22 protein-coding genes are annotated in these 22,119 nt (G+C 46.0%); 13 read left to right on the plus strand and 9 right to left on the minus strand.

What is annotated here, in order from left to right; genetic code table 11:
- Window positions 1-23: 23 nt before the first annotated feature.
- Window positions 24-788, plus strand: a complete 765-nt coding sequence (locus K8O68_RS02940) for a DUF2087 domain-containing protein (RefSeq protein ID WP_230895448.1) — start codon at window positions 24-26, stop codon at window positions 786-788.
- A 75-nt stretch (window positions 789-863) separates the two neighbouring features.
- Here the strand turns inward: K8O68_RS02940 and gerQ are convergent, their stop codons facing one another.
- Window positions 864-1,568 (minus strand): spore coat protein GerQ, encoded by a 705-nt coding sequence (gene gerQ, locus K8O68_RS02945; RefSeq protein WP_230895449.1) that lies wholly within the window; start codon window positions 1,566-1,568, stop codon window positions 864-866.
- A gap of 12 nt (window positions 1,569-1,580) precedes the next feature.
- The gene (locus tag K8O68_RS02950; protein WP_230895450.1) at window positions 1,581-2,012 is read right to left on the minus strand and encodes a cell wall hydrolase; all 432 of its coding nucleotides are present in this window, start codon (window positions 2,010-2,012) and stop codon (window positions 1,581-1,583) included.
- 319 nt (window positions 2,013-2,331) lie between these two features.
- On the opposite strand from K8O68_RS02950, the gene K8O68_RS02955 reads away from it, so the two are divergent.
- Window positions 2,332-2,502 carry a hypothetical protein gene (locus K8O68_RS02955; protein ID WP_230895451.1) on the plus strand — a complete coding sequence of 57 codons (171 nt, stop codon included), beginning with the start codon at window positions 2,332-2,334 and terminating at the stop codon, window positions 2,500-2,502.
- A gap of 52 nt (window positions 2,503-2,554) precedes the next feature.
- On the plus strand, window positions 2,555-2,692 hold the full coding sequence (locus K8O68_RS02960; protein WP_230895452.1) for a hypothetical protein: 138 nt from the start codon (window positions 2,555-2,557) through the stop codon (window positions 2,690-2,692).
- Window positions 2,693-2,790: 98 nt separating this feature from the next.
- Here the strand turns inward: K8O68_RS02960 and hemQ are convergent, their stop codons facing one another.
- The 3 genes from hemQ to K8O68_RS02975 all read right to left on the minus strand — a co-directional run bounded on the left by hemQ (window position 2,791) and on the right by K8O68_RS02975 (window position 6,471).
- Complete coding sequence (gene hemQ, locus K8O68_RS02965; RefSeq protein ID WP_230895453.1) at window positions 2,791-3,534, minus strand: hydrogen peroxide-dependent heme synthase; 744 nt, start codon at window positions 3,532-3,534, stop codon at window positions 2,791-2,793.
- Between the two features lie 246 nt (window positions 3,535-3,780).
- Entirely contained in the window at window positions 3,781-4,524 is a 744-nt protein-coding gene (locus K8O68_RS02970; protein ID WP_230895454.1) for an enoyl-CoA hydratase/isomerase family protein, read from the minus strand.
- Window positions 4,525-4,542: 18 nt separating this feature from the next.
- On the minus strand, window positions 4,543-6,471 hold the full coding sequence (locus K8O68_RS02975) for an oxidoreductase (protein WP_230895455.1): 1,929 nt from the start codon (window positions 6,469-6,471) through the stop codon (window positions 4,543-4,545).
- 403 nt (window positions 6,472-6,874) lie between these two features.
- On the opposite strand from K8O68_RS02975, the gene K8O68_RS02980 reads away from it, so the two are divergent.
- Both K8O68_RS02980 and pta read left to right on the plus strand, forming a co-directional pair.
- Window positions 6,875-7,741, plus strand: coding sequence for a DMT family transporter (locus K8O68_RS02980; RefSeq protein WP_230895456.1), 867 nt, complete (start codon window positions 6,875-6,877; stop codon window positions 7,739-7,741).
- Window positions 7,742-8,278: 537 nt separating this feature from the next.
- Window positions 8,279-9,256: a phosphate acetyltransferase gene (gene pta, locus K8O68_RS02985; protein WP_230895457.1), complete on the plus strand. Its 978-nt coding sequence runs from the start codon at window positions 8,279-8,281 to the stop codon at window positions 9,254-9,256.
- Window positions 9,257-9,386: 130 nt separating this feature from the next.
- On the opposite strand, the gene K8O68_RS02990 is transcribed toward pta, so the two are convergent.
- Entirely contained in the window at window positions 9,387-11,222 is a 1,836-nt protein-coding gene (locus tag K8O68_RS02990; protein ID WP_230895458.1) for a DNA ligase D, read from the minus strand.
- 111 nt (window positions 11,223-11,333) lie between these two features.
- Here K8O68_RS02990 and ku point away from each other — a divergent pair, with 111 nt between their 5' ends.
- Complete coding sequence (ku, locus tag K8O68_RS02995; RefSeq protein ID WP_230895459.1) at window positions 11,334-12,185, plus strand: non-homologous end joining protein Ku; 852 nt, start codon at window positions 11,334-11,336, stop codon at window positions 12,183-12,185.
- A gap of 103 nt (window positions 12,186-12,288) precedes the next feature.
- On the opposite strand, the gene K8O68_RS03000 is transcribed toward ku, so the two are convergent.
- A complete protein-coding gene (locus K8O68_RS03000) occupies window positions 12,289-13,128 on the minus strand; it encodes a lipoate--protein ligase family protein (RefSeq protein WP_230895460.1) in 840 nt (279 codons plus the stop codon).
- A 201-nt stretch (window positions 13,129-13,329) separates the two neighbouring features.
- Here K8O68_RS03000 and K8O68_RS03005 point away from each other — a divergent pair, with 201 nt between their 5' ends.
- The 4 genes from K8O68_RS03005 (at window position 13,330) to K8O68_RS03020 (ending at window position 16,003) form a co-directional block, all read left to right on the plus strand.
- Entirely contained in the window at window positions 13,330-13,551 is a 222-nt protein-coding gene (locus K8O68_RS03005) for a YuzB family protein (protein WP_093052927.1), read from the plus strand.
- A 272-nt stretch (window positions 13,552-13,823) separates the two neighbouring features.
- Window positions 13,824-15,128 (plus strand): HD domain-containing protein, encoded by a 1,305-nt coding sequence (locus K8O68_RS03010; RefSeq protein ID WP_230895461.1) that lies wholly within the window; start codon window positions 13,824-13,826, stop codon window positions 15,126-15,128.
- A gap of 3 nt (window positions 15,129-15,131) precedes the next feature.
- Window positions 15,132-15,647 carry a YwgA family protein gene (locus K8O68_RS03015; protein WP_230895462.1) on the plus strand — a complete coding sequence of 172 codons (516 nt, stop codon included), beginning with the start codon at window positions 15,132-15,134 and terminating at the stop codon, window positions 15,645-15,647.
- A gap of 5 nt (window positions 15,648-15,652) precedes the next feature.
- A complete protein-coding gene (locus tag K8O68_RS03020; protein WP_230895463.1) occupies window positions 15,653-16,003 on the plus strand; it encodes a hypothetical protein in 351 nt (116 codons plus the stop codon).
- Between the two features lie 107 nt (window positions 16,004-16,110).
- Here K8O68_RS03020 and K8O68_RS03025 read toward each other — a convergent pair whose 3' ends face one another.
- A complete protein-coding gene (locus K8O68_RS03025) occupies window positions 16,111-16,299 on the minus strand; it encodes a 2-hydroxymuconate tautomerase (protein ID WP_093052935.1) in 189 nt (62 codons plus the stop codon).
- A gap of 197 nt (window positions 16,300-16,496) precedes the next feature.
- Here K8O68_RS03025 and K8O68_RS03030 point away from each other — a divergent pair, with 197 nt between their 5' ends.
- Complete coding sequence (locus tag K8O68_RS03030) at window positions 16,497-17,030, plus strand: YwhD family protein (RefSeq protein ID WP_230895464.1); 534 nt, start codon at window positions 16,497-16,499, stop codon at window positions 17,028-17,030.
- Window positions 17,031-17,737: 707 nt separating this feature from the next.
- Here K8O68_RS03030 and K8O68_RS03035 read toward each other — a convergent pair.
- Complete coding sequence (locus K8O68_RS03035) at window positions 17,738-19,837, minus strand: transglycosylase domain-containing protein (RefSeq protein WP_230895465.1); 2,100 nt, start codon at window positions 19,835-19,837, stop codon at window positions 17,738-17,740.
- 393 nt (window positions 19,838-20,230) lie between these two features.
- Between K8O68_RS03035 and speE the strand changes: the two genes are divergently transcribed.
- The gene (speE, locus tag K8O68_RS03040) at window positions 20,231-21,058 is read left to right on the plus strand and encodes a spermidine synthase (RefSeq protein WP_230895466.1); all 828 of its coding nucleotides are present in this window, start codon (window positions 20,231-20,233) and stop codon (window positions 21,056-21,058) included.
- A gap of 16 nt (window positions 21,059-21,074) precedes the next feature.
- On the plus strand, window positions 21,075-21,947 hold the full coding sequence (gene speB / locus K8O68_RS03045) for an agmatinase (RefSeq protein ID WP_230895467.1): 873 nt from the start codon (window positions 21,075-21,077) through the stop codon (window positions 21,945-21,947).
- Window positions 21,948-22,119 lie beyond the last annotated feature (172 nt).

Raw genomic sequence — 22,119 nt, forward strand, 5'->3', positions numbered from 1 at the left:
ATAAACACAAAGGGGTTTTGTTTATGTTAGCGGATGAGAGGTTTTGGCAATCGTCAGTTGAAGAGCTGACAAAGGGCTACACATATGACAGCCACGAAGAAGCATATATCTGTCTTATTTGCAATGAACGCTTTCAGGACGGGGTAGTTTATGAGAGGGAAGAGAGGCTGTATGAAGCCAGAAAAGCCATTCAGCTTCACATTTCCGTTGACCACCAGTCTGTAGTAGATTCACTCTTATCCATGGATAAGAAATATACCGGCCTCTCCGATCATCAAAAGGAACTTCTTCATTTCTTCAAACAAGGCATGACAGACAGAGAAATAGTCAGTGCTCAAAAGGGAGGAAGCACTTCCACCATCCGTAACCACCGTTTTAAACTGAAAGAGAAAGAAAAGCAGGCAAAAGTGTTTCTGGCCATTATGAATGGATTAAGACAGGAGCAGAAGGAAAGTAAAGATGATTTAATTGAAATTCATAAGGGGGCGAAAATGGTGGATGAACGCTACGCAGTGACTGTAGAAGAAAGGGATAAAGTACTGAAGACTTACTTTAAAGAAGGGCTAAACGGACCGCTTGCCTCTTTCCCAAGCAAGGAAAAGCGAAAGATCATTGTCCTCCAGCATTTGGTTCAACGATTTAACCCAGCAAAAATCTATTCAGAGAAAAACGTTAACGAGATCCTTAAATCCATCTATTCCGATTTTGCAACTTTAAGACGCTACTTTATCGAATACGGATTTATGGAACGCAGCTTAGACTGCTCGGAATACTGGGTGAAAAAATAAAAATTACACCTGCTGCAGACCGCAGCAGGTTTTTTAAAGCATGTAAATGGTGTTATGTGAAAGAAAGGCCTCTGCTTACCTCGGCGCATAAGCAGCCATCTGCTGCTGTGCCAATCCGTCAAACGGGTAATCGTATTCGATTTCTTCATCAAACGTCACATAATCAAGGTTCACCATCAGGAGGAGGTAGCGTTTGTCCGTCTGAGGATCACTGATTATAATATGGTCCCTTCCTGCTGCTTCAATAACTCCTTTGAATATTTTAGCATTCCACCTCTCATTGTTTTCATAGGTCATGTAAAATGTTGCGACTTTCCCGCGGTTAAGACGAAGAATATTTTCAATATACGACATTTCAATTGGGAGCATCCCTGGAATCTGTAAAAAGGGTGAAAAAGGCTGCTGACCAGGCTGAACAAACTGTGGCGGGGGCGGCATAGGTGTGCCGGGCATAAATGGTGAAAACTGCTGCTGGCCCGCCTGGAAACCTCCAAACTGCTGTCCAGTATGCATAGACGGGGAGCCTCCAAATTGCTGACCCATCTGGCCCATCTGGCCCATTTGGCCCATTTGGTGCGTTGATGGATAGCCCCCGTGCTGATGGCCCATTTGATGCATCGACGGATAGCTTCCATGCTGCTGGCCGCTTCTCATAGAGAAAGCCCCGGCCTGCTGAGGCCCTCCTGCAGGACCGTATGCCTTTTGCTGCTGATCGCCTTCAGAGCTGTCGTAATTCTGGTCTTCGTATCCTGAATACGGAAAATCTTGTTGTGAATACATTCCACCACTCCTTTAATAAACTGTATAAACTGAAGGACATTCACTAGGCAGAGGAGAGTAAAAACAATGCAATTTAAACCTGCCCGAGTTCCATTGCCCCCACCATTGCTCAGGACACGGACCATCCGGCCGGAAAAACCATAAATCAAATTCCCCCGGAACAAAGCGTTCGCCCGCAACCAGCCTTCTTGCAAGACGCCTGTCACGTTCCCTTGCCCGCTGATAAAAATAGCCTTTCTGGGTCGCCTCAAACCCGCCAGGTGACTGAAAAACCATTCTGGGAACAGTATTAATATCAACGAAGTCAAGGCATCTGGCTCTCACACGGTTAACCATTACATTTCCTGCGCTTAACATACCCTGCTCGCCTTCTCCTTCAGCTTCTGCGCGCATTAGCCTCGCCAGTAAGTCAATATCAGAATCTCTCGCTTTAATTACAGCCAACCCCACACCTCCTTTAGCCGGGTCACGAATGAAGTTGTGTCCAGAATCTCAGGGCAGCCCCCGCTCATCCTAATCCCATTGTATGAACCCGCCTAACCCCCTATGACAAAAACCAAAATTAGATTGAAGGAGTATTAGTAAGGATAGCGGCGCAGGATATTTGGCAAGGTAGGTGCAACGGGTGTAGCACTCTTCACCTGCGACGAGCAAGCCGAAGCGGCGCAGGAGCACTCATTACCTGCGACGAGCAAGCCGAAGCGGCGCAGGAGCACTCATTACCTGCGACGAGCAAGCGACAGCGGCGCAGGAGCACCAACACATGGATCAGGACGAAACCAGGAGGAAAAGAGAGCTGGAAAGAGATAAAAGAGGGTTTGAAGAAGTAGGTGCAACGGGTGTAGCACTCATTACCTGCGACGAGCAAGCGACAGCGGCGCAGGAGCACCAACACATGGATCAGGAGGGAAACAGGAGAAAAAGAGAGCTGTAAGGAGGTAAAAGAGGGTTTGAAAAGGTAGGTGCAACGGGTGTAGCACCAACACATGGATCAGGAAGAAAACAGGAGGAAAAGAGAGCTGGAAAGAGATAAAAGAGGGTTTGGAAGAGTTGGTGCAACCGGGGTAGCACCAACAAAGGTATCAGGAAGAAACCGGGAGAAAAAGGGAGCTGTAAGGAGGTAAAAGAGGGTTTGGCAAGGTAGGTGCAAGCATAGCGCCGCCAACGCCCTGCACAAAAAAACCGTGAGGCAGCTAACAAGCGCCTCACGGAATCCTTATCTCTAAACATGTAAAAATTGTTTTACTTTTTCATCTTCAAGGTAGGTGCCTACATAGAAGGTGCCGAATTCGCCGTAGCGGGCGCTCACTTCATCGAAGCGCATTTCGTAAACAAGCTTTTTAAACTGGAGTACATCGTGGGCGAACAGAGTCACGCCCCATTCCCAGTCGTCGAAGCCGACTGATCCGGAGATAATCTGGCGGACTTTGCCAGCATAGCTGCGTCCGATCATCCCGTGGCTGCGCATCATTGTCTGGCGTTCTTCCATCGGAAGCATGTACCAGTTGTCGTTGCCTTGGCGGCGTTTATCCATTGGATAGAAGCAGACATACTGCCACTTCGGCAGGATCGGTTTGAGACGGGCCTGAATTTCCGGATCCTGGTCAGGGTCTTTGTCAGCAGGGAGGTAATTACTTAACTCCACTACGGAGACATAAGAATAAGTTGGGACTGTAAATTCAGCAAGGCGGGTCTTATTAAACGCGCTCTCAATCTCAATGAGCTCGTCCATTGTCGGACGCAAAAGCATAATCATTAAATCAGCTTTTTGCCCTAAGATTGAATAAAGGCCGTGGCTGCCTTCAAATTTCGATTGGGTTTTGTCCCATTTTTCAAGCAAATTCATAAATTCAGCAATAATTGATTCTCTCTCATCAGAAGAAATCTTTTTCCATTCAACCCAGTTCATTTTACGGAAATCATGGAGCACATACCATCCGTCCAGTGTTTTAGCCGGTTCTGCCATTTAAATCAACTCCTGTTCATGTTCAATAATTAAAGGTTTTCACAATTATTATAGTGTATGTAACGTTATTGCACATCTCCCATTATACAAGCCGCTGGAGAAAAAACCAAACAGCATGCCCGATGTGTGGCATGCTGCTGGGATTAATGTCAGAATGCGATTTTCAAAATGTGGTTTCAGACTTTGGCCTCTCTGCCTTTAGAGTGGAGAACCAACGAAAGGTGCATCATGGCTGAAGTGCAGCTTTTAACCTTTAGCCCGGTTCAGGAAGGCCATGACTGCCTGAAGGTGGGCTTCAGATTTTCCTGCAGCCCGCTGGCCTTCTACTTCAGCATATAAGACATCACGCAGTGAGCTGTCCATTCCTGCTTTCATATTTTTCTTCATCCAGCCATAGGCTGGGTGGGGGGCCTGCTTGAGTGCCTGTATAAACTGTGCAGGGTCGCCGATCTGATTAATGAGCCCAATCTTCAAAGCTTCTTCAGGGCTTATCGAGCCGCCCAGCCCCAATTCGATTGCTTTTCCCATACCTACAAGACGCGGCAAAAAGTAGGAAGCTCCTGCGTCTGGTGTGAGGCCGATATGCAGAAAGCTGAGCGCGATTTTTGCATCGGAAGAAGCGAAACGGAAATCACAGGCGAGTGCGAGACTGAGGCCGGCTCCGACAGCTGTTCCGTTCATGTAGGCGAGGGTTGGTTTATCGATTTCGTCGATCAGCAGCAAAAGCTGGTTGTATGTGCGTTCCAGGTACTCACCGTGGTCAAACGCTTCCATTTCCTTCACGGGGATGCTCTTTAAATCGGCTCCGCTTGAGAAGGCTCCTTCTGTACCCGTAAGTACGATGACTTGAACGTCATTGTCTCTCCGTGCTTCCTGAAACGCCTCATATAAGTCTTTATGCATCTCTTCATTAATTGCATTTTTCACTTCCGGGCGGTTCATCATAATCGTTGCTATGCCGTCTTTCACGTCGTACTTTACAGTTTTCATGGCGATACCTCCGTTAATTTATAGTGCACGTGCAAGTACTGCTCCGTCATAAATGGCTTTTTTAGCGTCAAGGCCCAGCGCATCTTTCGCTCCGCCGATGATATGCACATTCTTGCCTTCATCCCTTAAAGCGGCAGCCAGCTCATCGTTAATCAGCTGTCCTGCTGCAAGAACCACCGTATCCGCTTCAGCTGTTTTCTGCTCGCCTTCGTGGATAAATGTGACCGATTGCCCGTCAATTCGTTTATAGGCCTCAATTCCTCCGATCATTTTGATGCCCATCTGCATCAATTCCATAAGAGTGGCCCATCGTGTAGTTTTACCGATTCCGCGGGCAAATTTCGTGCTGCGCTGCAGAAGGGTGATTGACTCAACCCCTTTTCCTTTCAAAAATAAGGCCAGGTCACAGGCTATTCCGCCGCCGCCAATGATGGTGACACGGCTGCCGGTTGTGGCTGTCCCCTCAAAAACGTCACGGTAAGACAGGATATTCTTGTCATTAACCCCTTCAATTTCAGGCATCCGGGGAACGATTCCGGTAGCAATGACGATCTCGTCGGCTTCTTTTATAAGCGGATCTTCTGCTGATAAACGTTCTCCGAGTTTAAGGTCGACACCCAGTTTGTCCATTTGGACCCGGTAGTAGCGGAGCGTTTCATAAAACTCCTGTTTACCTGGTATCTGTTTTGAATAGTTAAGCTGGCCGCCAATTTCAGTTTTCTCGTCGACAAGCGTGACATGGTGGCCGCGTTCAGCTGCCACACGGGCCGTTTCCAGACCGGCGGGTCCGGCTCCTATGATAAGAAGATTTTTAGTTTTTTCAGCTGGTTCGAGTGTTAATTCGGTTTCTCTGCCGGCTTCCGGATTGACAAGGCATGTGGCTGCCTTTCCTTCAAACACATGGTCCAGGCAGGCCTGGTTACAGGCGATGCACGTATTTACCTCATCATAACGGTCTTCTTTTCCTTTTGTCAGGATAGCTGGATCTGCCAGGAAAGGTCGTGCCATAGACACGAGCTGAACAGTTCCTTCTTCAAGAACTTTATTGGCGTCACGCGGATCATTAATTCTGTTGCTGGCGACTACCGGGATGGACACTTCTTTGGCAATGTTTTCAGCGACTGGCACGAATTGCATTCTCGGCACTTTCATAGAGATAGTCGGCACTTTGGATTCATGCCAGCCGATTCCGATATTCAGTACATCAGCACCTGCTTTTTCAATCTCCCGCGCCCATTGAAGCGTTTCCAATTCTGTCGTGCTTTCATCAATCAGGTCGAGGCCTGACATTCTGAACAGGACAGGGTAATCCGGCCCGACAGCTTCTCGGACGGCCTTCATGATTTCTACAGGGAATTTGAGGCGGTTGCTGAAGTTGCCGCCCCATTCGTCTGTTCTCTTGTTGGTAGCAGGGGAGACGAACTGGTTAATTAAATACCCTTCGGACCCCATAATTTCTACCGCATCAAAACCGGCTTCTTTTGCCCGGCGGGCTCCCTGCGCGAAATCGTCAATCGTTTTTAAAATCTGGTCATGGGTCATTTCTGCCGGCTTATCAGGATTAATAGGCGACTGAAGAGGGGAAGGAGCTACTGGGTCCATTCCCGTCATGATTTTGTAGGCATACCTTCCTGCGTGGAACAGCTGGAGAGCAATGGCTCCGCCTTCGTCATGGACGCCTTGAGTTAACGGCTTCCACCGTTCAATATCTTCGTCTTCGTAAATTGTCATGAAATCGAGTCCGCCACTGCCTTCCGGGTTAACGGCTGCACCTCCAGTGACGATCAGCCCGACGTCGAAGGCCGCCCTCCGTTTGTAAAACTCTGTCAGTTTATGAATCCCGTTTTCCAGTCCTTCCAATCCTACATGCATGGAGCCCATAATCACACGGCTCCTTAACGTCAAATTGTTAATCGTGAGCGGTTGAAATAAAGCATCGCAACCCATAAGATCCCCCTTTAAAAAATAGATTTCAGTCAGTTTCTCGGTGAATTTTCCCAACATTTAAAAATGAGTGATTATTCATTCATTATACTTAATAAAGGAGAAGGATTGCAATTGGAAATTCACATTCAGGAGGGGCAGCCGCTTAAAATACCTTCTGTCAGTGCGCATATAGTCATAGTAATTAGTTATGGCAGTGAGGGCGAGGCACTAAAAAAGCGGGAGGCCAGGCTGTAACCCATTAATTATTTGGATGACATTAAAAGGGCGATGGCCGAGTAAAAGGAAGGGATTGAAAGACTCGTCTGGCAGTTCTGAATAATTTTCAGTTACTCAGGAGCAGATTCAGGGTAATGAAGGGCAGAAGGAACCTAGAAACAGAACAGTTTTATTGGAGGAAAAGCCGATGAATTTTATTGGAACAGGACTTGTTTTATTAGCAGCAATTTTATGGGGGTTGTCGGGGGGGATAGGGTCCATTCTGATGGATAAAGGCTGGGATCCCCTTCTTGTTTCTTTTTATAGAGGGGCTGTAGGTCTTTTGTGCATCCTTTTTTGGCTTTCCCTCAATTTTAAAAAAAATTTCCAGGTGACTCGTCCTCTCGTACTCTGGTCGATCCTGGCAGGGATAGGAGTGGCTGGGAATTTTGCTTTTTATTTTTTCAGTATTTCCCTTTCTGGCGTAGCTGTGGCTTCTACTCTTATGTACACCGCCCCGCTGTTTGTTCTTCTTATCTCTTTTTTATTGCGTACTGAACAAATTACCTTGTTTAAAGGGGTTTCTATAGCCGTTGTTATGGCAGGAATCAGTTTATTAACAAATGTTTATGAGGTCGGTGTAGGAAATTTAAACAGTATAGGAATTATCACCGGTTTATTAGCAGGCATATCTTACGCAATTTTTATTTTCGGTTTCAAATATGCTTCCGCACATGGTCGTCCCCAAACGATCTTAACCATTGCTTTTTTCGTGTTTAGCGTTTTGCTCGTGTTTTTAATAGATGGAGAACAACTGGTATCTGTGTTTTATTCCGATGACCTGTTTTTGTTTGTGGTTCTGGGAGTAGTGGGAGCAGGACTCTCTTTTTTCCTTTATATAAAAGGAGTGAAAATAGTTTCCCCGTCAGTTGCTTCTGTCGTGGCTATGATCGAACCCGTTACAGCTTCGTTGTTTGGAGTTCTAATTCTGGGAGAATTCCTCAGCTTTACTCAAACAATAGGGATGGCAATCATTCTAATCACTATTACACTTTTAAGTACAAGAAAAAGCTGATTTAAAAATAGGAGTGATGGAAGCCTGGGAAGATATCCGGTTAGTTTGCCAATTCACTCGCGGCGAAGGCTTATACCACAGGCATAAGTGCAACATCGTCGCAGGGATCTTCGGCTAACCCCTTCACGTCCTGTGAAACGCCGAAGTCACCACATCCATGTGGAAGTTCGCTGTGTTTTCTTTACCCGAGGGCTTGTCTTCAACTAACTTTCCCGAAGAACTACTTCAGGAAAATGGATTTTCAGACTTCGCTCATCCTCCGGGTGTCCTCGCCTTCGTTCATCGGATTAATAATATACTTCTAAGCTTGCAGAAAATGAAGCAGTTTTTACATCAGCTGGTAAAGGTTAGTCGCTCTTAATAATAGATTAAAGCGGTTATTCAGGGCATGTTAACATAAAAATTGGAAGTGATTATATAAAATTGTCAAATTCCCGTTCTGAAAATTTAAACTTTGAAAGTAAGCGCTTTCAATAATTTATTTTTTCCTTGAGAAGGAGTATCCTAGTATATAGCGAGAATAAAGGAGGAATTCCTGTGAGCGACATGTTTACAGCTATAGCTGAAGAAGTCAAAATAAATAATCCGTCCATTGTTTTTCCGGAAGGTACGGATGAACGCATTCTGTCAGCGACAGTGCGTCTTAAAGAAGAAGGGCTGCTGAACCCTGTATTGATCGGAACTGAAGAGGAGATTTCAGCCAAAGCAGAAGAATTGGATCTGGATGTATCCGGTCTTACGATTTACAATCCGGAAACGTATCCTGAATTTGATGAGCTTTGTGATGCCTTCGTTGAACGCCGCAAAGGCAAAAATACGAAGGAAGAAGCACAAAAAATCTTAAAAACTCCTAACTATTTTGGTACGATGCTTGTTTATACAGGCAAAGCGGCAGGGCTTGTGAGCGGTGCGGCCCATTCGACTGGTGATACTGTCAGACCGGCCCTTCAGATTATCAAAACAAAAGAAGGCGTTAAGAAGACATCAGGTGTCTTCGTTATGGTTAAAGATGACCAGCGTTATATCTTTGGTGACTGTGCGATTAATATTGCTCCAGACAGCAATGATCTAGCCGAAACAGCTGTAGAAGCGGCTAAAACAGCAAAAGTATTCGGTATCGATCCGAAAGTGGCAATGCTCAGCTTTTCAACAAAAGGCTCCGCAGTAAGCCCTGAAACAGAAAAAGTAGTTGAAGCGACGAAAATCGCACAGGAAAAAGCTCCTGAGTTAACACTTGATGGTGAGTTCCAGTTTGATGCTGCATTTGTTCCAGGTGTAGCTGCTAAAAAAGCGCCGGATTCTCCATTAAAAGGAGAAGCGAACACGTTCATTTTCCCAAGTCTTGAAGCAGGAAATATCGGATACAAACTGGCTCAGCGGCTCGGCGATTTTGAAGCGATCGGCCCAATCCTTCAAGGATTAAATCAACCGGTAAACGATTTATCCCGCGGCTGTAACGCAGAAGATGTGTACAAGCTAGCACTGATTACCGCCATGCAAGGCGTCACAGATTAATTTATTTGATACCACCCCCCGGCTGTGTGAACAGTCGGGGGTTTTTGGGAATAAATGGGGGGTCTGACCCCCCCGAATTGGCTAAGGGCAACTTTGTTGCCTCAGGTGCTTAAATCCCGTGCCGGCTCGTTTATCCAGTCGTCAGCCTTGCTAAGACGGCTTCCAGCATGGCACCGTTTTCGGCTGCTGATTCCCGGTAAAACCTGAATGGGTCCCCTTCATAGGTCAGCCGGTCCAGGACGGCATACAAATTGAACCGGCGGGGATCAAGCGTTTCTGAAACTTCCTCCCAATACAGGGGAGTGGCAACAAGGCCGCCCTCTGTCCCTCGAGGCGAATAGGGGGCGATAATTGTTTTCCCTTCTTCATGCTGCAGATAGTCCAGGTAAAGCCGGTTCCCCCGGTTTTTTTTAAGCCTTTCTGTTGTAAACCGGTCAGGCGCCTGTTCACAAAGGAACTGGCAGACAAAGGAGGTAAATTGCCTCGTCTCTGTATAAGTAAACCGCTCAGCAGGCAAGGGTAAATAAACTTGCAGCCCCTTCCGTCCGGACGTTTTTACAAATGGTTTGAAATTCAGTTCGTCGAAGACTGCTTTGAGCCTTAACGCTGCATCTACAGCAAGATTAAACTCCGACGCTGAAGGCGGGTCAAGATCCAGGACGATTTCAGATGGATACTCGCAGCCGGCGGGCTGAAAAGGTGTGTGAAATTCCAGCGCCAGCTGATTGCCGAGCCAGAGAAGAGTCTCCCTGGAGTTGCAGATAATATACTCTGTGTCCCCTTCCATACGCGTCTGTACAAATTCAGGCGCATAATCGGGAACGTGTTTCTGATAAAAATGCTCGCCGTCCGTGCCGTGCGGGTAACGGATTACAGTTAACAGCCTGTCTTTTAAATGAGGCAGGAGGTAAGGGGCTGCCCTTTGCAAAAAAACGAGATAATCTGCTTTCGTTAATGAAGCATCCGCCCAAACAGGCTTATCTGGCTTTGTTACTTTAACGCGCTGGGGGACAGACCCCAACTGGTGGTTCATAGTTTTCCAGGTGCATTCTTCAGGTGATTTGTCGAGCTGAAAGCTGTGAAAGCGCGGTTCTCTCAGGTGTTTGCCGTCAAAGTCAATACATGCCACCCCGATACAAATTGACGGAGGTAAAAGCCATTTTCCTGCAGGTTCCTTCACACCGTTTTGGCGGAACATCTTTACGAGCGTCGTTTCTTCTTCTTCTTTGAATCCATGGCGGACGTGGACGACAGGGACCCAGTCGCCATTTAACAGAACACTTCCCTGGAAATAATTATTAGTCTCGTCGTATTCGGTTAAAACCACTGTAACAACCCGCCAGTTTTTCTTTTTAAGCCAGCTTTTTGAGCGGGTGCCAGCCTCATATACTCCTGTTTTTTTCTTGGCTATCAGCCCTTCTCCGTGTTCAGCGTCCACGTGCTCCCACAGTAAAGCCGGGTCGTTTGCCGATTCTATTCCCTGAATAAGAGAAGGCGATTCATAATTGGGTGTTTCAGGAAGGGCCACTTTTTCCAAAAAGCGGTTCAGGCGCTGCTTTCTCATTTCAAGCGACTGGCCGGTAAGCTGCTCGCCGCTTAGCTGCAGTAAGTCAAACACAACTAAATGGCATGATAAACGCCGGGCGTGGTCAGTAACCACATCGCTGCTCTTCATCCGGCTCCGTCGCTGAACGATGGAAAATTCACTTTTATACGTACTTGCCAGATAGACGAGCTCACCGTCCAAAGTGAGCGGCAGAAAGGGAGACACGTCAGTTTCAAGGCTCCGGCAAAAATCAATAATTTCTGGAAACTGTGCCGTCAGGCTTTTTCCCATCCTCGTTAAAAGCTGAACGTTATTTTTTTCCCAAACAAGTAAACACCTGAACCCGTCGTATTTTACTTCATACAGCCAGCCCGGCTCTGACGGCAACTCTTCTGCAGACGTAAGGCGCATCGGTTTCATCGCAACTGCTCCTATTCTTTAAAGCTTTTGTCTTCTTATTTTGAACAGAAGCGGGGATGTATAAACAACAATTAAAAACCGCACATTAAGAAAAAAAAGCGGGTGAGAATCATGCATACGGTATGGAAAGGAAGTATCAGCTTTGGCCTCGTCAATATCCCTGTGAAACTGCATGCGGCCACTGAAAATAAAGACATTAAGCTTCGGCAAATTCATAAAGAGTGCCACACGCCGATTTCATATGAAAAAACGTGCCCGGGTTGCGACAAAGAAGTAAAAAATGAAGAGATCGTCAAAGCTTACGAATATGAAAAAAATAAATTTGTCGTACTCGATCAGGATGATTTGGAAAAGCTGAAAAAGGAAACTGAAGAAAAAGCTGTTGAGATTATTGATTTTGTGGATCTTGAGGAAATAGATCCTATTTATTTTGAAAAAAGTTATTTCCTCGCTCCGGATGCCGGTGGAGGAAAAGCTTATCTGCTTTTGAGGCAAGCCCTGGAGAAGTCGGGGAAAATAGGGGTGGCTAAAATTGTTATCCGGTCGAAAGAACAGCTGGCAGTCGTGAGAGTTTATGAAAATACGCTGCTTATGGAGACCATTCATTTTCCGGACGAAGTGCGAAACGCGGGAGATGTCTCTATACCTGATACTCAAAACATCACAAAAAAAGAGCTTGATACAGCCCTGATGCTGATTAAACAGCTCACCACCCCGTTTGAACCGGAGAAATACAGCGATGATTACCGTACCGCTTTAATGGAACTCATTGAAGAGAAGAGGACCGGCAAACAGATTGTGGAAGCAGATGAAGGGAAGCAGCCGGCAGCCGCTGCCAATGTCACTGACCTTATGTCTGCCCTTCAAGCATCAATCGATAAAACAAAGAAACAGCCTAAAGCAGCAGGAGGCGGCGGGAGGAAAAAAGCCGCTGCCAAACCTAAAGTTAAACAGGAAGCCTGACTGGAATATACCCAGTCAGGCTTTTTAAGCGGATCAGGAAGATGGGGACTTGCTTCATCTTAACAAGAGGCCGGTCCTGCCGTAATAAACAGGCGGTCCGTTATCAGCCGTTGACAGCTGAGACTTTCTCATTCCTTTTTTCGATGCGTTGAATGTTGTTTTCATACCGCTCCCAGTCGGTGCTGTCGAGTTCGTATATACCGAGTTTGCCGCTTAATTTTTGAAGCTGCATAAGAAGGCGCTCGTTCAACTTTTCAGATGTGAACGTATGCCCGGAAATTTCTTCTAGTGATGCCATTTTTTCAGGCATAATCCGTGGATACTCAAACTTCGTCGCAGCCCCATTGACAGCCCGGCTGTAAAATTCCCGAATCAGTGACGCCCTTTCAGAGCCGCTTCCGCTCATAGCCAGATAGATCTGGACTGCCACGCCTCCGCGAAGCCGCCTTTGGGAGATGCCGGCGAATTTTTGTCCGTTGACGCTTAAATCGTATCTTCCAGGGCAATAAGATTCTTTTATTTCTCCATCCTCAATAACTCCTACATCGTGGAGGAGAAGCCTCGTAAATGCCACCATAAGGTCGTATCCCCGGTCAATTGTTAAGTTCTTCTCGTCCCGGAAAATGAGGGACAAGTTGTAAACAGCAGGATCAAGAACAACTGCCAGGCCTCCTGAATTCCTGACAATCACTTCGTACCCCTCGTTTCTCAAAAATTGAACGCCATTATCAATAAAAGGCAGACGGCTGTCCTGAATGCCAAGAACCACGGTACTGTCATGTACCCAGGGCCTCGCAATTCCTGTATTCTCAAATTCTGATGCCCGCCTGCACAACGTATCATCCATCGCAAACGAATGCATCGGATTCATTGCCAGGCCGGAAACAGACTGGTCTAAAAACAGCCAGTTTTGTCTATAAAGTAAATGTTGGAGATTTATCATTGGTCATGCTCCTCTTTATGTCGCTATTATGCCGAGAAAATTATATCATATTTCCAGCCCTGTTTTTTGGGCAAGGTTATTGCATTTTACTACGGGTAAGTTGTAAAATACTTCAGTAGCACCTTCAGCCTGAAATAGGTGCGGCCGGGAAGCATTAGCGAGCCGGCTCTGGCAGTCTGAAAAATAAGGATGTGGTGAAAAATGGCAAACAAGTTTTATATTTGTGACGATTGCCAGGCCACAAACATTAAAACATTACTTCCTAAGTTAAAGAAGCTCGATCCTGATGCTGAGATTGAGATCGGGTGCCAGTCATACTGCGGGCCGGGCCGGAAAAAAGTATTCACGTTTGTGAATGACCGTCCTGTCGCAGCGCTCGACGAGGATCAATTAATGGAAAAAGTCAAAAAACGAATGAAATAATGTGGCCGGCCAGATAGATAAAAAGAACTGCAGGGACCGTTAGAATACGGCTTATCTGCAGTTTTTTTGCGGCGCAGACCAGACGATAAAGCAAGAGAGCGCGAGCCAAGTCCGGTTCTTATTATGACTGCCGCAGCAAAAATATTATACGCCGTCATAAATCACCTATTTTTTTCAAGGAACAATCTAGTATAATAAAACAAGATAAACTAAGACACGATATGACAATAAATTCAACAGACCAGAAAACAGAGGAAGGGGTCACGCCTGCAATGGAGAGGCAAGACGGAAAGCTGGAAGAAGAAAAGGTGTTTAAAGATCCGGTTCACCGGTACATTCATGTTAGAGACGAGCTGATCTGGGAGCTGATAGGGACGAAAGAATTCCAGCGGCTTAGACGGATTCGCCAGCTTGGAACAACATTTCTGACGTTTCACGGAGCGGAACATACAAGGTTTAACCACTCTCTCGGTGTGTATGAAGTGATGCGCCGGATGGTGGAGAACTTGGAGAAAAAAGGGGCATGGGACGAAGAAGAACGCCTCGTATGCCTCGCTTCAGCGTTACTCCATGACGTGGGCCACGGACCGTTTTCCCATTCATTTGAAAAAGTATTTCATATGGATCATGAAAAGTGGACAAGGGAGATTATCCTTGGCGACACAGAAATTAATAAGGTTCTCCGGCAGATGAGTCCGGATGTGCCGGTGAAAGTGGCGGATGTCATAGCGAAAACATATGACAACAAACTTCTCGTAAGCCTCATTTCGAGCCAGATTGATGCCGACCGGATGGATTACCTCCTTCGCGACGCTTTCTATACAGGTGTGAGCTATGGCCAGTTTGATATGGAGCGGATCTTAAGAGTCATGCGGCCGGAAGAAGATCAGGCCGTCTTTAAGCATAGCGGGATGCATGCAGTAGAAGATTACATCATGAGCCGGTATCAAATGTACTGGCAGGTTTATTTTCACCCTGTCACGAGAAGTGCGGAAGTCATCCTCAGCAAGATTCTGCACCGGGCGAGAGAATTGCTTGCTGAAAATTATCCTTTTAAAATTACGCCAATCCATTTTAAATCTATGTTTAATGGGGAAGTAACATTAAAGGATTACCTAAAACTGGATGAGTCGATTATCCTTTATTATTTTCAGGCGTGGGAGGAAGAAGATGATCCGATTTTAAGTGATCTCTGCCAGCGGTTTATGAACCGCCGTCTGTTCAAATATGTGGAATGCAATCCGAGTAAGCAAATGCTGATATGGCCTGAACTTCAGCAGCTTTTCAAAAAAATAGGGCTAAACCCGGATTATTATCTTGTGATCGATTCGTCATCAGACCTGCCGTATGATTTTTACAGGCCCGGCGAGAAAGATGAGCGGCTGCCGATTCACTTGTTAATGCCAGACGGAAGGCTGAGAGAACTGTCCAGGGAATCAGATGTCGTGGAAGCCATTTCCGGAAAGAAACGGACGGATCACAAACTTTATTTTCCCGAGGATTTTCTGTCCGACCAAACGGTTTTTGCGGAAGAAAAACAGAAGATCCTATCTTTACTCACTAACCAGGAGGGATAAAAGGTGCTTAATGAACATGCGAAGCTTCTCGCTTTTTTTAAACAGACAGGTGAAATTGTCGGGCGTAAAAAATTGCAGAAGATGATTTACATAGCTAAAAAAATAAACCTGCCTTTTCACGAAAAATATCAGTTTCATATGTTTGGGCCTTATTCGGAAGAACTGACTTTGCGTATGGAAGAAATGAGCCAGCTGGAATTTATTTCTGAGGTGAAAGAAAAAAAGGCTGGTTATCAGCAGTACCGCTATGAACTGGCTGGTAAAGGAGAAGAATTTCTGGGCATGACAGGTTACGAATTTCCTGAAGTGACTGGTGTCTTGCAGGAAATGAACGGGCAGAGCGCTAAATTTCTTGAACTCGTGTCAACCGTGCTGTATTTTGAGGAACTTTCAAAGGAAGACGTGACGAGTAAGGTATTTAAGCTTAAAGCAAAGCAAAATTATACTGAAGAAGATATTGACGAAGCATATGCCTATATCGCCAGGCTGCGTGAATCGATGAATGAAGGAGAGGTTTGAGGCTTATGAGTCTTCCATTCAGTGAAGAGGCAGTAGCCGAAGCTTTAACAGAGAAGTTCTATGAACAGGACGGGGCGGAGCTGGAGAGATTCGGTGACCGGGGAAGGAAGCATACAAAAGAAGATCTGCTTCACCACTTTAATTATTTGAATACAGCTTATGAGTTAGAGAATGAACAGATTTTTGTAGATTACGCGTTATGGCTTCACCAGGTGCTTGTAACGAGAGGTGTGCCTGAAGAAATGCTGATGAAGAGTTTTACGTGGATAGATGAGGAACTGGACAGGTATGAGAAAGATAAGAAAATGGCCTTTTACCAGAAATGCCTGCGGCTTGCCAATGACGCGTTGAGATAAGAATAAAAGGTGCTTTCAAAGGGTTTACCCCTCTTTGAAAGCACCTTTTTAATCTAATTTAAATCTGAGGCTTCCGCCAGACTTAGCGGCAAGCTTTTTTTACATATTTATCCTTTGTCGCTTGCCCGGACACCGGCGACTCCGAAATTATCTGATGTCATTTCTTCAATGACCACGGAAACGCGTTCTTTCGGTGCATTAGTTGTTTCTGTAACTGCTTCTGTCACCTTTTCAACGAGGGCCCGTTTTTGTTCATCTGTACGTCCTTCAAGCATTTTTACTGTCACAATCGGCATATGTGTTTCTCCTTTCATTAGTGAGCATCTAATCTTCCGCGCTGAATGCAGCGGGGAGGTTCACCTTTACCTTTTCAACATTCTTCGCCTTTTTTCCTTTTAAAAACAGAAGTTTTCCCGTTTTAGATTTGTGCATCTGAAAAACGTTGTATGATAAACTAGACGTAATCACTATTTGGTGAAGGCGAGGGATAAGAATGAACGAATCAGATAAAGCAAAAAATGAAAAGATTAAAAAAATGAGTAAAAGTTTTAATATTTTAAGTGGAGATTCCACTGACGGCCATGGCGGTTTTGGAGTGGGAACATTAAATTTAAATAATATCACTCCGGTGTTTGTCGATGTTGAAGGCGGAGAAGCCTTTGTGGATATGGGCGCTCTGCATGCGCGAAGCGCTGTTGAAAAAGGGATTAAATTTCTAAAAGAAAAAGAAGCCGTGCCGAATGGAAAGCCGTACTGGCTTGTGTGGGTCACTGTCGAGCCCCTGAACGGCGGCCCGACTTATGTAGGCGTCACAGCCTGCGAAATGACCGTGGACCGGGAAATCCGCCGCGGTTATAAAAGTCTCCCTGAACATGTGAACAACATGGATAAATCCTTAAAACGCCGGATCGTCGTTTCCCAGATGGACGACCGGTCGAAAACAATTTTAAAAGAATTTCTTTTTGATTTCGACGAAGGTATGTGGGAACGCGCGGACGACCAGCTGAAAGAAGACCTGACTGTTTAGGAGTCAGGCGGGACGGGTGGAATGGCGAAAACTTTTAAAAAGGTTCCGGGAAAAATCGTGAATAGAGGATTGTGTCGAAAATGTGAACAAAATGTGAACTTCCAATATTCCCCTTGTCATAAATCCGATCCTTTTGTAAACTTAAAGCCACACACGCACAAGAAATACTAAGACAAGAAAAGCAGACGAAGGACATGTCCCAGTTCCCTTCGTCTGTTTTTTTTTGCGGATTTTTACCAAATGCATCGCATATTTACCAATAAATGGGGGGTCTGACCCCATCAAGTTAACGAATTACACTTAAATAAAAGCTGGATTTCCTCTCTGGGCAGCCGCTTTCCGCGGACAATGCTTCGACTTCCTCAGGAGCCAAAAGGACTCCTGAGGGGATCTCCAGCTAGTGTTGTGCCCGCAGGAGTCGGCTGCCCGGCGTTACAATCTAGTACAAATTTAGGGTCCTGTTAAATATCAATGTCATAATGTGCACTGACAGTGAAGGACAGAAGGCGGCGACGCCCGAGGGATTAAGCGCAGTCTGAAGATCCAATTCAACGAAGCTAGGCTGAGTTGAATTTAGCTGAAGACAAGCCCCTGGGCAAGCGTCCGCCTGGCGGAGTGAAAATCACTCCTTTTAAATCATGTGAACAACATTCGCTGCTCTTAATATGCCCAAGATTAACTTGATAGATATGAGGGGAGGCCCCATCTTAAGGTATCCAGTCGGTGAAGCGGTCAAGCCATTTTTCTTTCTTTTTATCTTCACGGCCGGAGGAGCTGTCCTCTGGATCGCCTTCTGTTTCAGAAGTTTTTTCTTCCAATTCTCCAATATGTTCATTACAGTATTCGGTTGGTTCGGTCCCTTTATAAAAAAGGGTAGGACGGCTGACGGGACAGTGTTCTGTCGCCAAAAGCCCGTTTGCTGGATTTATGTTCACTTCAGTCACGTTTTTAGGGACCGGAAAACTGAGCTTTAATTCTCCATCCAGCGACTTTTTCATAAACTTTGCCCAAATTTGTTTCGAGTGGGCGGCGTCCCCGCTTTCAAGGAAACGGGCATCATCGTAACCTGTCCACACACCTGTTAACAGCTGCGGGGTGTAGCCGATCATCCAGCTGTCAGATTGAGTTGACCCGCTTTTTCCGGCCACTGGGCGGTCAAGGATGTCCGAAATACTGCCTCCCGTCACAGCTCCAAAGCTTGCACTCAATTCAGGTTCAAACATGCCTTTCATTAAATCGGTCATAATGGCGGTGTGAGCAGAGTTAAATTCCTGTTTTCTCTCCATATTTGCTTCGAACAGAAGGTTTCCGTGGCGGTCCTCGATTTTTTCCACAAGCCGGGGAGCGACACGGTAGCCGCCGTTGGCAAACGGACTGTAACTTTTAGTCATTTCCAGCACCCCGACATCACTTGTCCCGAGCGCGAGGGAAGGGTTTGCCTCTAACGGGCTCTCAATGCCAAACCGGCCTGCCGTATGAAGAAGGTCTTCAAAGCCGAGCAAAAAATGCGTTTTAATTGCAAAAATATTATCAGAAACAGCCAGTGCCTGAAGCATCGTAATATAATCATCGGCATAGCGGTGGTTAAAGTTACTAGGTTTGTATTCACCTCTGCCTTCGTCATAAACAAAAGTGGTCTCTTCACTTTTAAGCATTGAATTAGGCTTTAAACCATGCTCAAGAGCCGCATAATACAAGAAAGGCTTCATTGTAGAACCGGGATGCCGTTTTGCCTGAGTAGCCCGGTTAAAAGGGCTTTCCGTATAATTTTTCCCGCCGACCAGGGCTCTTACATCACCAGTGCGAGGGTCCATTGCCACTAATGCCGTATCCAGTTCATGGTCAGGGTCAAGCTCTCTTGAGATAATGTCTTCGGCATGCTTTTGCAAGCCTGAATGAAGAGTCGTGTGAATTTCCAGGCCGCCTCCATCGAGCATAGCCGGATCAAACCCGTGTTCTTCAGCGAGCCACTGACGGACGGCATCCTGAAAATACGGAGCGACCCGTTTCCCTTCTGTTTCCTGGCTGGAGGCAAAGGTTAAAGGTGCAGACTCATAACCGGCTCTTTCTTCAGGAGAGAGTGTGCCGGCTTCTTCCATTGATCTGAGCACGGTTTGCTGGCGGGTAAAGGCCCGTTCCTCATCAACAAAAGGCGAATAGATATTCGGCCCTTTAGGTATTCCTGCAAGCAGCGCAGCTTCTGAATATGTTAATTCATCAGCGTTTTTTTGAAAATAAAGATTGGCGGCTGCTTCAATTCCGTAAGCTCCGTGCCCGTAATAAATTGTATTAAGATAGCCTTCAAGAATTTCTTTCTTTGAATAATGAAGCTCAAGGCGTAAAGCATATAAAGCTTCATGCCATTTTCTTGCCCATGTTTTATCATGTGTTAAAAATAAATTCCGTGCGTACTGCTGAGTTATTGTACTGGCTCCCTGCGCTTTTGAGCCTGATAAGACGTTAGTCAGAGCAGCCCTGGTGATCCGGATCGGGTCAAAGCCGTAATGGTCGTAAAACCGGCGGTCTTCAATAGCCAGAGTAGCATCAACTATGGTATTTCCCATTTGGTCCAGCGGAATCCAGTAGCGGTGTTCGCCTTGATGAAACTCTCCGATTCTTTCGCCGTCAGCAGAATAAACAACGGTAGTATCGGGAACCGATAATGAAGGCCGTTCCATTTGATAAGCGTACAACACGAGAGCGCTCAACGTGAGGAAACTGAAGAAAATAACAAGTACGCCGAACCAGAGTATTTTAGTCCAAAGTCGACGGCGCTTATGATAGGCCGTCCGTGTCAGCACTTCCATCCCGTGCCCCTTTCCGGGGTCTGACCCCCCATTAATTTCCAGAGTGTAATTACTGGGAACAGCTGGGGGGTCAGACCCCCCAGAAGTTTCCATTCCCACAGTTTTCCACCTTTTGGGGGGCTTTATACGTTCCTTTAGTTATGAAATTAAGAAAACAGTTTCTATTTATTTGGGATTGCTATATACTTTTTCTGTACTTTTCGTTTATTTGGGGAAATAGATAGTTTGAATGGAAGAAGTGATGGAAAAGGGACAGTAAGTTTACAAATAGCCGTAACAGCCTGGGGGGCGAAAAGCCAGGAGTCTTACTCCATACAAGGGATGAGGCGATTTGGTCCCGGGGTGCTAACAATAAAGATTAACGATCTATAAATAAAAAAGAGGTGACGCCAAATGAGTATTTGGTTTACAGAGAAACAGACAGAGAATTTCGGTATTACAGCAAAAATCAAGAAAACGTATGTAAGTGAAAAAACAGATTTCCAGCAGCTTGATATGGTCGAGACTGAGGAGTTTGGCAATATGCTCCTTCTCGATGACATGGTTATGACCACAGAAAAAGATGAGTTCGTCTATCACGAAATGGTGGCTCACGTACCGCTTCATACCCATCCTCATCCTAAAAATGTCCTGGTTGTCGGAGGCGGTGACGGAGGCGTTATCCGTGAAATCCTTAAACACCCTGAAGTTGAGAAAGCCACCCTCGTGGAAATAGACGGAAAAGTCATTGAATACTCCAAAAAATATTTGCCGACGATTGCCGGCAAACTAGATGACCCTCGTGTAGACGTTCAGGTCGATGATGGCTTCATGCATATCGCCAAAAGTGAGAATGAGTACGATGTCATTATGGTAGATTCCACCGAACCGGTAGGACCTGCCGTCAATCTTTTTACTAAAGGATTCTATGAAGGCATTTCCAAAGCGTTAAAAGAAGATGGCGTATTTGTCGCACAGACAGATAACCCGTGGTTTCAGCAGGAACTCATCCGAAACGTCTTCCGTGATGTGAAGGAGACGTTCCCGATTACCCGTCTTTATACGGCCAATATTCCTACGTATCCGAGCGGTCTCTGGTCGTTTACGATCGGTTCAAAAAAATACGACCCCCTTGATGTAAAAGAGGACCGTATTCACGATCTTGATACGAAATATTATACGAAAGACATCCACAAAGCAGCGTTTGCCCTGCCGAAGTTCGTAGAAGACTTAACAAAGTAACGGGAAGAGGGATCTTATGTTTTTTGACGAAAGATATTCAGGAAGAAAATTTATTATGGCAGATAAATCATATGACGAAGCGGATGTTGTAATGTTCGGCATGCCGATGGATTACACTGTCAGCTTCCGGCCGGGTTCCCGTTTCGGCCCTAACCGTATCCGTGAAGCTTCCATCGGCCTCGAAGAATACAGCGTGTATCTTGACCGCCATTTAGAAGAGGTGAGTGTGCACGATGCCGGGGACATGCTTCTGCCATTTGGGAATGCTGCTAAAAGTATCGATATGATAGAAACGTATGCCAACCGTCTTCTCGATGATGGCAAACTTCCGGCAGGAATTGGCGGCGAACACCTCGTGTCCTGGCCTGTCATCCGGGCTATGTTTAACAAGTTCGAGGATTTGGCTGTTATTCATATAGATGCCCATGCAGACTTAAGGGAAGAATACGAAGGAGAAGTGCTTTCCCATTCCACGCCTATCCGGAAAACTTGTGAATTAATCGGACCGGAAAACGTCTTTTCCTTCGGCATCCGGTCAGGTATGCGTGAGGAATTCCAGTACGCCCGGGAGTCCGGCATGCATATGAGTAAATTTGAAGTAGCTGAACCGTTAAAAAAAATCCTTCCGCAATTAGCGGGGCGGCCGGTTTACGTCACAATTGATATTGATGTGCTTGACCCGGCTTACGCTCCTGGAACTGGCACGGCTGAAGCAGGAGGCATCACTTCCAAAGAACTGCTCGAAGCGATTCACGCCATCGCTGCGTCGGATGTTCAAATAACCGGTTTCGACTTAGTCGAAGTGTCACCCGCCTACGACAACTCAGAACAAACAGCGATCGCCGCCAGTAAATTCCTCCGTGAAATGCTGCTCGGCTTTAAAAAGTAACCGCATTACCCGTGCCGGCCCTAAAATCCCGGAACGGGTGTTTTCCATATAATGGGGGGTCTGACCCATAACGATTGCACGTAAGTAAAATAAATACACTAATGTTAATATATGTAAACAATATTTTGGGTTAATTTTAAAAAAAGGCGGACGAGGCATATAACGACCTTGT

Origin of the sequence: Salipaludibacillus sp. CUR1, from assembly GCF_021028955.1 — a bacterium.
Classification (GTDB): Bacteria; Bacillota; Bacilli; order Bacillales; family Salisediminibacteriaceae; genus Salipaludibacillus.